This is a genomic window from Chitinophaga cymbidii (genome assembly GCF_007992715.1).
Lineage (GTDB): Bacteria > Bacteroidota > Bacteroidia > Chitinophagales > Chitinophagaceae > Chitinophaga > Chitinophaga cymbidii.
Window position 1 is genome coordinate 1 of the sequence record NZ_BKAU01000006.1, and the last position, 14,355, is coordinate 14,355.

8 protein-coding genes are annotated in these 14,355 nt (G+C 52.7%); 4 read left to right on the forward strand and 4 right to left on the reverse strand.

Features of this window, described 5'->3' with window-relative positions; all coding sequences use genetic code 11:
- The 4 genes from CCY01nite_RS26795 to CCY01nite_RS22745 form a co-directional block, all read left to right on the forward strand.
- The coding region (locus CCY01nite_RS26795; RefSeq protein ID WP_246130020.1) for a polymorphic toxin type 8 domain-containing protein at positions 1-1,985 on the forward strand (1,985 nt) is incomplete at its 5' end.
- A gap of 7 nt (positions 1,986-1,992) precedes the next feature.
- Positions 1,993-2,379 carry a DUF2750 domain-containing protein gene (locus tag CCY01nite_RS22735; RefSeq protein ID WP_146866611.1) on the forward strand — a complete coding sequence of 129 codons (387 nt, stop codon included), beginning with the start codon at positions 1,993-1,995 and terminating at the stop codon, positions 2,377-2,379.
- A gap of 157 nt (positions 2,380-2,536) precedes the next feature.
- On the forward strand, positions 2,537-3,664 hold the full coding sequence (locus CCY01nite_RS22740) for a hypothetical protein (RefSeq protein WP_146866613.1): 1,128 nt from the start codon (positions 2,537-2,539) through the stop codon (positions 3,662-3,664).
- 175 nt (positions 3,665-3,839) lie between these two features.
- Positions 3,840-5,027, forward strand: coding sequence for a molybdopterin molybdotransferase MoeA (locus CCY01nite_RS22745; RefSeq protein ID WP_146866615.1), 1,188 nt, complete (start codon positions 3,840-3,842; stop codon positions 5,025-5,027).
- A 39-nt stretch (positions 5,028-5,066) separates the two neighbouring features.
- On the opposite strand, the gene CCY01nite_RS22750 is transcribed toward CCY01nite_RS22745, so the two are convergent.
- From CCY01nite_RS22750 to CCY01nite_RS22765, 4 genes are all read right to left on the reverse strand, one after another.
- Positions 5,067-5,972 carry a PorP/SprF family type IX secretion system membrane protein gene (locus CCY01nite_RS22750; RefSeq protein WP_146866617.1) on the reverse strand — a complete coding sequence of 302 codons (906 nt, stop codon included), beginning with the start codon at positions 5,970-5,972 and terminating at the stop codon, positions 5,067-5,069.
- A 13-nt stretch (positions 5,973-5,985) separates the two neighbouring features.
- Positions 5,986-6,678: a T9SS type B sorting domain-containing protein gene (locus CCY01nite_RS22755; RefSeq protein ID WP_186831213.1), complete on the reverse strand. Its 693-nt coding sequence runs from the start codon at positions 6,676-6,678 to the stop codon at positions 5,986-5,988.
- A gap of 153 nt (positions 6,679-6,831) precedes the next feature.
- The gene (gene tamL, locus CCY01nite_RS22760) at positions 6,832-9,147 is read right to left on the reverse strand and encodes a translocation and assembly module lipoprotein TamL (RefSeq protein ID WP_146866621.1); all 2,316 of its coding nucleotides are present in this window, start codon (positions 9,145-9,147) and stop codon (positions 6,832-6,834) included.
- A gap of 6 nt (positions 9,148-9,153) precedes the next feature.
- Positions 9,154-14,175 (reverse strand): translocation/assembly module TamB domain-containing protein, encoded by a 5,022-nt coding sequence (locus CCY01nite_RS22765; protein WP_146866624.1) that lies wholly within the window; start codon positions 14,173-14,175, stop codon positions 9,154-9,156.
- Positions 14,176-14,355 lie beyond the last annotated feature (180 nt).

Consider the following 14,355-nt stretch of genomic DNA (forward strand, 5'->3'; position numbering starts at 1 on the left):
CTGATTATGCCTACGATGGCAACGGGAACCTGAAGCTGGACAATAACAAGGACATCACCTCCATCACCTATAACCACCTGAACCTGCCACAGCGCATCCTGCTCAAGGGCAAGGGGATCATCGATTACACCTATGATGCCGCAGGCATCAAGCTGCGCAAGCGGGTAACAGACAGCACGGCCAACCCGGTCAAAATAACGACCACGGACTACATGGGAGGGCTGGTGTACGAGCAGGACACCCTGCAGTTCGCCAGCCACGAGGAGGGCCGTATCCGGACGGTGTTCAAGACCGGCCAACCGATCCAGTACTTTTACGATTACTTTGAAAAGGACCACCTCGGCAACATCCGGCTGGTGCTGACCGAGCAGCCGGACTCCAGCTTCTACCTAGCGAGCATGGAAACGGAGAGCGCCGCCAAAGAGAATGCGCTGTTCAGCAATATTGAAGGCAGCCGTAGCGCCCGGCCTACAGGTTACCCCGAGCAGGAGAAGACCACGGCACAAAACGAGTTCGTAGCCAAACTCAATGGCAATGATCCTGACCGGAAGATCGGCCCTTCGATCGTACTGCGGGTGATGGCCGGGGATACCATCGCTATCGGAGCAAAGGCTTTCTACAAGTCCACGGCCCCGGTACAAAAGAAACAAAAGCTGGCGCCGGTGGGTGACATGGCGGCCGCACTGGTGAAGGCCTTCGGTCCCGGGGGCATGGCCGCAGACAAGACCACGGCGCTGGACAACAACACCACACCGTTCAATGAAGGTTTCCTTGCTAATGACTACCAGCGCTTGAAGGAAAAAGACCTCGGTAAGGACCCTGCTTCGGACCGTCCGAGAGCTTACCTGAACTTCGTGTTATTCGATGACCAGTTCAAAATGGTGGAGGATAACAGCGGTGTAAGGCAGGTACAGGCGCAACCGGATGAAGTACAGGTGCTGGGCCAGGACAAGATGGTGATGCAGAAGAGCGGATTTTTGTATGTTTACACCAGCAACGAGACGCCACAGGATGTTTATTTTGATGAGGTGATGGTGGTGGGATTGCCGGGACCGGTGTTGGAGGAGACACATTACTATCCGTTTGGGTTGACCATGGCAGGGATAAGTACGAAGGCTCCGGGAAAGCTGGAAAATCGAATTAAATTTAATGGATATGAGCAACAGCATAGGGAATTCAGCGATGGCAGCGGCCTAGACTGGTACGATTATAAGAACCGTTTTTATGACAACCAGGTAGGGCGGTTCTTCTGTGTGGACAGGTTGGCCTCCGATTACCCATATTATACACCATACCAGTTTGCGGGGAACGAGGTGCCTAATGCGATTGATTTGGATGGGCTAGAGCCTTACCGGGTAGATCGCAATGGTGCTGTTTTCCAGGCGGGGGATAATCTTCAAACGAGGATAGAACCAGGAGAATTTTTATACATGCCCCAAGGCTCCTCCGCTACAGCCGCATCAACGGGTGAGTTCTTTAGTACAGTGCTGGATTTTGTACCGGTGGTTGGCCAGATCAAGGGGACGATTGAAGGTGTGGTAGGAATCGACCTTGCAGGTAATAAATTATCAGCCGGTGATCGGGTGTTAAATTTAGTGCCAGGTAGAAAATTAGGGAAGGCGGCAGATGCAGTAAGTGGGGTTGCTAAACATGGTGATGAGGTTGCAACAGTTACCAAATCAAAGAGTCAATTATTAAAAGAAGGGCGCTCGGGTCGGCAGGAAAGATTGAGAGAGCTTGCTAATGATCCAAAGGAAAGCAGTGCTAATAGGGGGTGGATTAAACAGGAGATAAATAGTATAGATAAAGGAAAGAGGAATAATATAAGAAATCCGCCCGGTAAAGAATTGGCCCATGAAAGAGGGCGAGAAGCAGCCAAGGGATACTCTTATAAACATTCAAATCTACAAGACAAAGATTTGCATAAATTGCAGCACAAACACGATAACCAAGGTACATTAAACAAAGAACGTCCTGTTAATTAGTTATTAAATGCGTATTACAGAAAAAGAGATTGAAAATGTATTAAAGCTTGATCCGTTTGAGCGGTATAAGTATTTGATTAAGCGGGTAGCCGATACTCAAGTAATGTATGCTTTAAAATTAGGCAGTGAATGGGCTATTGCTGATATTGATGAAAATAAGGTTTTTTCTATTTGGAGTGCTAGAGAATTTGCACTGTTGAATGCCACAGGAGTATGGGAGACGTATGACGCTGTCGAGATTAATCTTGATTTCTTTGAGAAAGCTATAATGCCTTTATTGGAAAGTAATGGATTTTTGTTAAATGTATTTTCTATCAATAATAGATCAGGTTTTGTGGTTGAATTGGATGAGTTTATAAGAGATTTAAATGATGAGTTAAGGAACTATGAATAAAATAATTAAATTCTGCTGAAAAGTTACGGATTAACTAAAAAGTAAAACGAAGACGCTGAGAATCGCGTAAACGCGGTTTCGTCTCCATCACCTACCAGAGAGGGGACCTTTTTAGTCAGCCCCGTAGTTTCCTTGATAAGTAAAATCTACAATACCTATGCTCAAAAAACTCCTCATCCTCCTAACCCTTTTCATCTGTGCTGCTAAAGCAAAATCCCAGCACTACGATGTCCTGACCTACCACCTGAACAATACCGCAGTAAACGGCATCAAAATCAAAACAAACATGCCCTTCACAAACGGCACCCAGATGCCAACACTGGTGATAGAAGGATACTGTTTCGGAATGGCCAGTCCAATCGGACTAGTCCTTACCTATTACATCTACAACAACGTTTTCTCCAATGCTAAGATCTCATCGTATGGTGCTTATGTTCCACCCGTTTACCTGGCAAACGAAGGAGGAAAAGTCGTGATATTTATCAACAGCAAAGATTATTTCCTAAGGCTGAGCGTAAAAGCATTTGCCACGGGGCTATCAGCGGAAACTGCAACCAATTTCCAGGGATGGACCGCTGTTGATGAAGCTTTGGCTGGTACAGCAACGGCTACTTTGTTGGTGCCCTATCAAAATACATTTTCCGGAAGGGTGGCAATAGGAACCATATCTCCGGCAGCAGGATTGCATGTTGCCAGCGCAGCTACAGCAGCAAACGGGGAAATTGCCGCTGCGATATTGGGTAGCGCCTATAACCACTGGACATACTTCGGAGGCGCAACCGCCGGCAAGATCCGCGGCAGCAACGAGGGATATCTTGATCTGGAGACCAATCCGCAGGGAACCAATAAAACCATCTATTTGAACGCCGGGTCTTCCGGTAACATATTGATGGCAGGTGGCGGTGGGAGCGTAGGGATTGGTACCAATACTCCCGGTATTTATAAGCTGGCGGTTGAAGGCACTATTGGCGCCCGGAAGGTGAAGGTGACCCAGAGCTCCTGGGCGGATTTTGTCTTTCAGCCGGACTATCAGCTTCCCTCGTTGGCGGAAGTGGAGCACTATGTAAGAACGCACAGACATTTACCGGATATTCCTTCTGAAGAAGAGGTGATGAAGGAAGGGCTGGATCTGGGAGAAATGAACAAGAAACTTTTGCAGAAAGTAGAGGAACTGACCTTATACCTGATCGATATGAAAAAGGAAAACAAAAATTTGAAGAACAAACAGGAAGATCTGCAAAAGCGTCTTCAAATACTGGAAAACCGAAATGTGGTGAAAGAGTGATTTTTTATAATTTATTTAAATCAAGATAACAACTCCTTTTTATTTGGTTTGGTAATTGAATTTTATAAATATTTATGGCGATATGATTGTGTTTTGATGTATTTTGTGGTTGGTAAATATAATATATTATTTATTATAATTTATTTGCTTGTCATCCATAAACCATCCATGACACATGATCAGCGTAACCGCCGCCATGCAGCAGATCGCGGCTTGCAGAACCAGCTGGGGAACAGAGAGCATACCACTTGAGCAATCCGTAGGCAGGGTTTTAGCCGAACCTGTCACTGCTGACCGCCACTACCCGCCCTTCCATCGCGCTACGTGCGACGGGTTTGCCATCCGCTTCGCGGATTACCAGTCAGCCCGCAAGAAGCAATTCCCCGTCATCGATACCTTCCGCCCCGGCGCTGAACTTCCTACGGATCATGCCGCCAAAGTAGCCACCGGCGCCATTCTGCCACCGGGCATGGATACCATTTTAAGCAAAGACGAGGTGGAAGAAAAAAACGGGCAGATCACCTTCTTAAACGGAAACCTCCGGATATACCAACACATCTCCCGGAAAGGGGAAGATGCCATGGAGGGCCACAAAGTGCTGGAAGCCGGTACACGCATCCACTTCCAGCATCTGGCCCTGCTGGCGTCGATGGGCATCGCTGCTGTGAAAACACACCGTCTGCCTAATGTGACCATTATTTCTGCAGGAGATGAATTGCGCCTGCTCGGCGCCCCCGTGGCGGAAAACCAGCTCCGCGACGCCAACAGCTACACCATCAGCGGCCTGCTGGCGCAATATGGCATCATTCCCGCATCCAGGTTCATTGTGCCGGAAGATAAACCTTCTCTCGAAAAGGCCATTTCCGCGTCACTGGAAGCCGATCTGCTTGTAATAAGCGGAGAGGCTACAAATACCATCGTTGAAGTATTACAGGAATGCGGGGTAGAGCAGGTGTTCCATAAAGTGCGGGCAAAACCCTGCAAACCTTTGTGGTTCGGGTACAGCCCCACAAAAACAAGGGTGCTGGCTTTTACAGGTAACCCGTTTGCTGTGCAGGCGGGCTGCAAACTATTCCTGGAAACGTATATCCGTGCCTGTTTGAACCTCCCGGCCGTCAAACCCTGGCTGTTGCCCTACACCGATCACCGCGCTGCGGTGAGCTCGCTGGACGAATATGTACCCGCTGTACTGCTGAATAAGAACGGCCTGCGGGTAAGGGGACTGCATGCTACAGGGAACATTGTTTCGGCGGCGCATGCGGATGGCATCATCTGCCATGCTACGGACGCCGGCAGCCTGGAACCGGGGTCGCTGGTGCCTTTTTATCCGTGGACGGATACGCAGACACCGTCGGTTATTTAAACAGATCCATCGTCCTGCTGTTCAATCAGTCCGCAACATTTACCTGAATAACCGGATCTGCACATTCAACCCAAAGTTCCCGTCCACATTCGTTTTCACGCCTGCCGTCTGGGAAGTATAGCTCATCTGCACTTCCACGGTGTTCTTGAACTGGAACCCGATCCCTGCGGTCACCGCATTGCTCGTATGATACATCGCAAATACGTTCGCGAAGTTGCGGGCCACACTAACGTTGGCGCCTATATCCACAATGCTCTTATACCCCCGAACGCCGCGTACGGCTACTTTCGGCTCGAAAGACGAAACCTGGTCGCTGCGCGTACCGAACTTGTAAGATACCGCCGCATAGCACATGGTGGAGTTGATGGTTTCATCGCCTTTTTGTGCCCGGAAGGTGCTGGCGAGGTTGGGCAGCGCGGCCTGGATGGTCAACTGCTTGTTCGTATAGGCCATCCCGAAGTCGGCCTCAAAATAGTTGTCCCGCCTGTTATACAGGTCTACCGAAGGATCATCCTGGTCGCCGATGATCTTGCTGCGCTGGATGCGTTTGTTCTCAAACCCCATGGTGAGGCCGAGATGAAGGCGTTCGTTCTTTTCTTCGTTCAGCGGCAGGTGATAGGCGTAGGAGAGGCCCACGCGGGTATGGTTGAGCACACCGGCGCGGTCGCTGTAAATGGTGAGGCCGGCGGACATCTTCGGATCTACCTGGTAGTCCGCGGTGACCATGGTGGTAACGGGACCGTCCTTCACGTCCGTCCACTGTTTCCGGTAGCCCACGTTCACGTTCAGGCCGGAGTCGAGGCCCGCCATGGCGGGGTTTGCCAGGAACTGGTTCTGGAAGTAGGCGGACGGCATCAGGTCTTTCTGCGCGTTGCCGTTGCCGAAGTGTTGCGCGCTGGCGAATACCGGCAGCAGTATAGTGAGTAGGGTAAAGGTCTTCTTCATAGGTAGGGTAATTTTAATGACGGTCTCTGACCAGTGTGATCGTGCCTTTGAAAGGATTGAGCCCGGCGCCGAAATCTATCACGTAGAGGTAAACGCCCTCTGCCAGCAAATCTCCGTTGCTGGTGCGTCCGTTCCAATCATTCTGATAATTCCTTTTGTAATATACCACGCGGCCGGAGCGGTCGATGATCTTTACTTCGTTATTGCCGTGCGGGGGCAGGTTACGCACGATCCAGGTGTCGTTCTTGCCGTCCCCGTTAGGAGTTACCAGGTTCGTGGCTTCGATGCTGTTCGTTATTTCATATACGTCGATAACCTCGATGGTAAAGGTCTTTTCCAGGAACTCGCCAAGCTCGTTCGTCACCCTTACCCGGATGGCATAACGGTCTTTCGTTTCATAATCAAATACCATCGCGGCCTTGAGCGTGTTGCCCGCAACGATGAATGCGCTGTTATCCTCACTGCCTTGTCCGGATACTAACGAGTACGTACACACGCCGGCGTCCGCATCGGCCGAAAATATCCCGATCACCGTTCCGATACTGTTGCTTTCGTGTACCTGGTTGATGTTCAGGTTCAGCTCGGTAGGTATCATGGCGTTAGCGGAAAATGAGAGCAGTAACAGTGGCAGGGATAGTACCTGCCCCGCACGGAAGGCCCATGCGGGGACCAGGGTTTTCATCTTATAGGGTAAAGATCGTTTCATGCATAATGTTTTATGGTTATCAGTGAAACCTGATACCAAAAAACTCATGACCGGAGCGGCTTCTACTGTTGAGCACTTTGGGAACAGGCATCCGTACTGGATGCAAATATATTAAAATATAAATTAAAATAACAAAATAAATATATGTAAATATTAGAAGGGGTATCCGATGGCGATATTCAGGATCAGGTTTTCCTTCCGCCAGGCCCCGTCCCCGAAATTGATCTGGTCCAGCACCCAGCGTTTCCCATCCAGCCAGGGCTTGCGCAGGGGAAATGCCACGTCGAAGCGCACGAGGAGGATGGAGGCGTCGATGCGTAATCCCAGCCCCGCGCCCACGGCGATCTCTTTCATGAAACGGTTGAACTCGAATACCTTGCGCTGGTTTTCCGCCTTTCCCAGCCAGATATTGCCGGCATCAATGAATGCGGCGATCTCCAACAGGTCAAACGGTTTGTAGCGCAGCTCGGAGTTGGCTTCCAGCTTGATGTCGCCCGCCGCGTTCGCCAGCAGTACATTCGTGCTGTCCGTAACGCCGCTGCCGATATGAACGCTATCGAGATAAGAGCCGGGGCCCAGCGTCCGGGCGCGGAATGCACGAATACTGTTACTACCGCCGTTGAAGAACTGCTTCACGAATGGAAGCGTAGGAGGGAAGCCGCTTTCCGTTTTCCCATAGGCATACCCGTAACCGACATACAGCCTGTTCACCCAGCGCAGTTTGTCGGCGAGCTTCCAGTAATGCCTTCCTTCAATATTAAAACGCAGGTACTGGGAAAAATCGTTGCTGAATATCTGCTTTACGCCGTTCGGTTGCTGCTTCGCAAAAAGACCCACAAGGTTGCCGGCAACATCCGCGTTGAAGCTGGCGTAAAAGCTGTGATATTTTTCGGGGGATTGATTATTGAACGTAATGGTATAGTTGCTGCCGAGGATGAACTGCTTGGCGATGGATTGCGCCAGGGCCGGGTCCTGGGCCTTTTGCTCCAGGAATTCCAGTGACTCTTTGGAGGGCAGCACATACGTAATGGCCATGGGGTACAATGCATGGTCCAGGAACCGCGTTTGCTTCCAGATATACCCGTACTGCATCGTGAACGCATTGAGGTTATACAGGTTGGGCCTGCTTAACAGCTCATAACCGATTGAAAACCGGGTGCGCGGTACATAAGGCGTGCGCGGGTTGAACTTGATGAAAGGCGTGAAGAAACGCGGCATCGTTATCGCTGCTTCCGCATTCAGACTGTAGGCATTGGTGGAAAACTGCGTGGTCTTGCCACCTACCTGCGTTTCAAAACCACCGCCCAGATTGATTTCCAGCAGGTTGGCCTTATGCTGGAAGTTCCGGTTCTTCGCGGATATCTTTACCTGCGAGCCCACGAAGCTGTTGGATTTAGAGGTGCCGGAAACTTCAAACTGCAACGAGCGTTTAGGGTAGGGCGTTAGAAAGAAATTGGCATACAGCAGGCTGCTGTCGCGAACCGGCCGCAAATTACCCCGCACGAATTTGAAGGTGCCGAGGTTCACCAGCCGCTGCAGCGTAATGTTATGGGAGCTGAGCCGGTACATGCTGTCGTTCTGCAGGAACACGGAGCGGTCGAATACGATCGGCTTGTACAGCGAGTCCTGGTCGATGATCGTAAAGTTCTGGTACTGCGTGCCCTGGTCGCCGCGCAGCACGCTGTCCTCCGCCAGGTCGTAGTTCGTGTAAAGGGTGACCTTTTTCATAAAGTACTGCCGCAATGCGGTTTGGGGCGTCGTCTTCTTGACCGCCACATACAGGTCCACCTTGCCCCTTAACGTACTGTCCACCTTCACCAGCAGGTAATCCGGCGTAAAATAATAGAAACCGTTCTCCTTCAGAAAATCGTGTATGCGTTCCCGCTCGCCCCTGATCTTATCCAGGCTGAAATTATCGTCCGGCTTCAGGATGGTGCTGCTGGCAGTCAGCTTGATATGTTTGGCAAGCAGGCCGGTGTCTGTATCAAAACGCACCCGGCGGATCGTATAACGGTGATTCGGTGTAACCGTGAACGTTACACTGGCCTTTTTCTTGCCTTTGTTTTTGATCTCGTGCTCCACTTCCCCCTGGAAGTAGCCGTTGTCTTCCACATAGCTCGTCAGGATGTCTTCCGTATGCTGACCTTTGAACTGGCTGAGCAGCACCGGCGGCTCACCCCATTTTTTGCGCAGCAGGTAGTTCAGCCCTTTGCCTTTGGGCTCGTTGCCGAGATTGTAGAACCAGAGCTTAAAGGGCATGCCGAGGAACTTCCTGTTGGGGCGCGGGCGGATGCGCTCATCCATGCCGGATTCCAGCTCGCTGTAATCCTTGGGTTTCTTGTCATCCCATTTGATGTCTGACCCGGTGTACAGCCGGTCGCCTTCCGGTACGGTGCGCGTAGTGGAACAGGCGATGACAAGCAGGGCGATGCATGCAAAGAATGATATGTTTCGTAAAGTGCTGATCATGTGCTGTTACTTGGATTCCTGCCGGAGGCGTTGCTGTTTTTCCTTTTTTGTTTTTCCGAATATTTCCCTGAATTCGTTGTAGTCCATAATGATCATGAACGTCAGTCCCGTTTCCACGATCTGTCCCTGCACAACGGTTTCCGTGAGGTTCCGCTGGTATGCCCGCAGGCGGTACCTGCCATCCGGAGTGAGCATATATTCGGCGGACACGTCGCCGATCACGGAGCTGGCGTTCTGCCCCTGCGTCTGTGCGCCGGAGATGCCGATATTGGAGCCCACGCTTACCGTGAGCCGGTCGTTGAACAGGCGTTTGGATACGTCTACTTTCAGGTTGGTGGCTTCCTGCCTGCTGCCTTCATCTGTATATGCATCGGAGCTTTGCAGGTCGAAGTTCACATCAAACCCCTTGATGAGGCTGCCGGCCAGGTTGTTCAGCTGTTGGGAAACGAGCTTGCTTACGCTCCGGCGCGCCATGTCTTCCGCGCCGCTCGTGGCCTTGGTATCCAGCTGGTCGAAAGGATTTTCGGAGATGAAGCGGTTGAGCACCAGCAATCCCATCACCTGCTTGTTCAGCTCTGATTCCACCTGGTTGATCTGCTTGATGCGGGTGTAGACCATGCCGTCCAGCAGCCCCTGGTCTTTCTCCGGCATGTCCAGCTCAAAGGCGATCTCCGGTTTCATCAGTTCCCCGGTGATTTTCAGGAATACTTCCACGGGTACTTTCTGGTTAAAGCGTCCGCGCCGCTGGTCGGTAGATTTTATCTGGTCCGCCACCAGGTCTGCCGCCACCGCGTTTACATCATACTTGGCGGTAATGTCCACATCCGCGCTCAGCGGATCGCCGTTCCAGATGATGGTGCTGCCTTTTTCTATTTTGAATTCACGTTTGATCAGCTGGCTGAGGGACATGGCGTATTTTCCTTCATTGATCTCATACCGCCCGGTGAGGCTCATCTTGCTGCTGGGGTCCATCGTGAGGTTGAGCGTGGCATTGCCTTTTACTTCCAGGAAGTCGCCGTTTGACTGGTCGATGACGAGTTTGAGGGTGGATTGCGGGTTGACTTCTATATCGCCCGAGAATACAAACCCCTTAATGCCGGAACTCCTGCTCTTCGCCGTATCCGTCACGCGGAAAGAGGTATCGATCACCGGCGCCGCGGGGTCCCAGAATTCGATCACACCTTCCCGGCTGGCAATGCCCGGTTCCTCTTCCGGTATCATCACGGTAACGTTCGATTTCTCGCGCAGCTTCAGGTTCATTTCCACTCTCGGCAGGTCCATCGTACCGCGGATGCGGGCGCGCACGTCCACATAAGCAGGACCGTAGTAGAACTGATCGGGATCGTTGGTGGCAGGCCCCAATGCCTGGAAGTTGTCCGCATCCAGGTTAAGGTTCAGCTGAAAGGCGGTAAGGTCCCTCGTGAGTATTTCCCCGTTCAGCACGGCTTCATTGCCGGAGCTGTCCGCAATCACAAAATTATTGAAGCGCACGCCGCGGTCGTCCAGCGTCAGGTCTTCAGAAGGCAGCTGTACGATGCTGTTGATGGCCGTCACCCTGCCTTTCACTTTTTCAAAGTGCATGCTGCCGCGGATCACCGGTTGATCCGTAGTGCCCCTTACCGTAGCGTTGCCGGTCAGGTGCCCGCTCATCGACGTGACGTTCCCGAAGGTGAACGCTTCGATGCTTTGCATGTTCAGTTTTGCAATGTCCAGCCGGAAATCCAATTGTTCCGCGTAAGTGCCTTGCAGCCGCACGTCGTTATCGTTCCCCTGGATTGTTGCGTCCAATTGCACGGCCTTTTCCGCGGTGGTGCTGGCGGTCAGCGCCAGCTGCCCGATCTTCGAGCCCATCACGGCGAGGCTGTCGATGTTCAGCTTGCCATCTATCAGCGGTGTTTGCGCGAGGTTGGTAACAGTGATGCTGCCGTTGCTGATGCCTTCGGCGAGCGCGGTATCTTTTTCTATCAGGCTGGTGACGGTGCTTAAACGGAAGTCTTTCAGGCTGACGGTGAGGTCGGGCAGGGGGGAGGATTGTGCGGGCGGACTGCTGGTGATCTTCAGCTCCTGCGGGCCCTTTTGTATCCCGATGTCCGCAAAAGCCACGCCGCCGTTCTGTATCAGCAGCCGGTTATCCCCGGCGGCGGACCAGGTCTGGCGGTTCAGCACCAGTTCTTTCTTCAGCGAGATCAGCAGGCTGTCGTTCTGCAGGAAGCTGACCAGCCCTCCCAGGCTGTACTTCGGCTTTTCATTCTGTTCACCCATCACCAGTCCCCAATCCAGCGTGCCCGCTTTGGCGCTAACGTCAACGGTAGTACGCTGCAGCGGCAGCTGCGGATGATGCAGCCGGCCCAGCAATATGTTCGCTTCCATCTGCGATGTGTCCGCGGAAACATCCACCAGCAGCGTATCTACTTCAAAAGAATCCACCCGGATATGCGGCAGTGCAAAGCGGGCGGAAAGCAGGCTGCTGTCTGTTTGCAGCCGTCCTTCCATCGTCAGTGGTTTGGGCAGCTCAATGTCCGGCAGCAGCTTGCGTAATGATTTGGGTATGGAAAGGCTGCCGGAGAATTGCAGCCACTGGCTTTCTGTGTTAGCCATGGATGGCGGTGCGCCTTCCGCTTCAAGGTGACGGGTAACGAGGTCGCCTGCCGCCGCCGCAAATGTCTGGTAATTGAAATCACCCGTAGCGGCGATGTACCCGAACGGCCCCACCAGGCTGACTTTTTGCAGACCCTCGTCCACCGCGGCTTTGAACAGGATGCTGTCCATCACGTACATCTCCTTGTCGTCCATCAGCTGGATCTTGTGGATGGCCGCATACCCGCTCAGCTTGCGCGGAGCAAGGTTGTCCAGCTCCGCATCCAGGCAGGTGCGCACCGTCATGGGCGAGGTGGTGAAGTTGGTGGCGTAGAGGTCCAGCCTGTCCAGGTCCGCCTTCGCCACAATGGCGGGGTTCAGTGAATCCAGCTTGCCGGAAATATCGAAGCGCGCTTTGGCGCTGGTATCATTGATGGAGCCCTTCGCCGCGTACGCACTGTTGGCCAGCGAGGCATCCATTTTAATATCGCGGTAGGTATAACGGTTATAGGTAAACGATTGTATGCCGATGCTGGCTTTGGCCGCGGCGGTATTCGGGTCGGTGCCTTTCCCGTTGGCGGTCACGTTGCCGGTGAGGCTGCCCATCGTGGTATCTCCCAGCAGGCGGCCTACCTGCAACCCGTCGATGTTCAGCGCGGCATTGTAACGGATCTTTTGCATGTCCATAAAATGCTCCAGCTCTCCTTTGAGACTGGCGTTACCAAGCTCCGTATTCAGCCGGAGATCGGGCCGCAGCAGCTGCATACCGCCGCGGATGCTGCCGTTGACGGCCAGCCGGTTGGGCAGCTGCATGGAGGCGGGCAAAGTATTGGCGGGCAGCCAGGAACGGACGCCGCGGTCGCTGCTCAATATTTTCAATGTCACCAGGTCGGCGCCCATCCGGTCCGGATCGGTCACCTGGTAAGCGGTGCCTTTGACGTACAGGTAGTTCTGATCATTATCTTTTATTTCGATGCCGGGGATGCTCAGCTGCGCCAGGCTGCCGCCGAGCTTGCCGTGCAGCGCGATGCGCTTTTTCCACAAGGGCTGCAGGGCGGTATCGTTCCGCATGTCCGGTATAAAGAAAAGCGCTTCCTCCATCACTAACGTAGACGGCCGTACGTCCGCGTCGATCTTCAGCAGGGGCAGCTGGTCGGATAAAGTGGACCAGGATTCCGTCTGCAGGTACACGTCCGCATCGATGCGGCTGTCCGCTGTCTGCAGCAGGAGGCCGGACAGCTTTGCTTCCTGGTTGGTGTACAGCACCTTGCCTTCCAGCTGCTGCAGCACCAGGCCGCTTTGTTCCCGCATGGAGCCTTTGTGGATCGTTGCCAGCGCGCTGTCCGCATTGTACGAGATGTCTTCCGCGTCCAGCACCAGCTTTTGAATGTTCAGGTGGCTGTAGTCGAGCGCGTTGGCGTACCGGATGCGGGGTGTTAGATGATCGTTCATCGCAAAATCCAGTTCATCTACCTGCAAGGTCTTCGCCGTCACCCGCCAGGTATTCGGCGCGCTGTCCAGCGTATCTTCCACCACGGTCACCGTATCCAGCCCACGCCGGAAATCCAGGCTGGTAGCGCTTTGCTTCAGCACGAGGGCGTCAGCCGTCACCAGCGTCCGCAACAGGTCGAACTGCGCTTTCTTTAATTCTAGTGTGCCGATGCGCCCTTCGTTGGACAATCCACCGGCCTCATCGCTGTAAGACCATTGACTGTTCCGGATTACCAGTTCGCGCGCATAAAGGTCCAGCGGCGTTGCGGAAGTATCGGCCGGCTCCTCTTCTTCGGGAGCGGGACGGTATAGCTGCTGAATGCTGGCCTGCAGGCCGTCCAGCAAAAAATTGCGCAGGTGGTATGTCCCGTATTCCGGTTGCAGCTCGTCCGGCGTCACTTCCAGCTGCTGCAGCCGCACGGAGGCCAGCATGCCGCCAAGGGTATCGTTGAACCGCACGGTAATACGTTCCAGCGCCACGTTGCCGATATTATATTTTAAGGTGGTGCCCGATTCTTCGATCAATGTGTCTTCTTCCGCGGAAGGGGAACTGAACGCATCTATGACGAACTGGTAGTTGAAAGCGGAGTCGTTTGCCGGGCGGTAGATGTTCACCACGGCGTCTTCCCAGGTAAGGGACCGCACATTCAGCTCATTGCCGAACAGGGAGAAGAGATTGTAACGGACGGACAGCTCGCGGCTGGAAAGCAGGGTGTCTTTCCGGGTATCGCCCACAAACACGTCATCCAGACGGATGGCATTGAACCAGGTAATACGCAGCCCACCGATGCGCACATCTGTTTTCAGCTGGTCCCGCAAATAGGATTCGGCCTTGTTGCGCACGAAATGCTGTACAACCGGCAGTTGCAATAATAGTAACAGGAGAATGGGCAGCAACAACAAGGTCAATAAACTACCAACGATCCATCGAACGATCTTTTTCCGGCGGGGGGCACTCACGTATTAATTCGGTTTTATGGTTTTAAGTCAATCAGGAATCTCAAATATCATACCCGCCACAAAAATAAGGGTTTATGCCCGATGGATACGCTAAAGGCTTTTATTATCATATCTTTATAATTGTAATAAAGAGGAAAATTGTATAATTTAGTCCCCGATTATAATGGAAGCCGATACTAT

What these genes read in the sequence shown, in the direction of transcription:
- CCY01nite_RS22740 (WP_146866613.1), top strand. Translation starts at nt 2,537, where the DNA reads ATGCTCAAAAAACTCCTCATCCTCCTAACCCTTTTCATCTGTGCTGCT.
- CCY01nite_RS22735 (WP_146866611.1), top strand. Translation starts at nt 1,993, where the DNA reads ATGCGTATTACAGAAAAAGAGATTGAAAATGTATTAAAGCTTGATCCG.
- CCY01nite_RS22755 (WP_186831213.1), bottom strand. Translation starts at nt 6,678, where the DNA reads ATGAAACGATCTTTACCCTATAAGATGAAAACCCTGGTCCCCGCATGG.
- CCY01nite_RS22745 (WP_146866615.1), top strand. Translation starts at nt 3,840, where the DNA reads ATGATCAGCGTAACCGCCGCCATGCAGCAGATCGCGGCTTGCAGAACC.
- tamL (WP_146866621.1), bottom strand. Translation starts at nt 9,147, where the DNA reads ATGATCAGCACTTTACGAAACATATCATTCTTTGCATGCATCGCCCTG.
- CCY01nite_RS22750 (WP_146866617.1), bottom strand. Translation starts at nt 5,972, where the DNA reads ATGAAGAAGACCTTTACCCTACTCACTATACTGCTGCCGGTATTCGCC.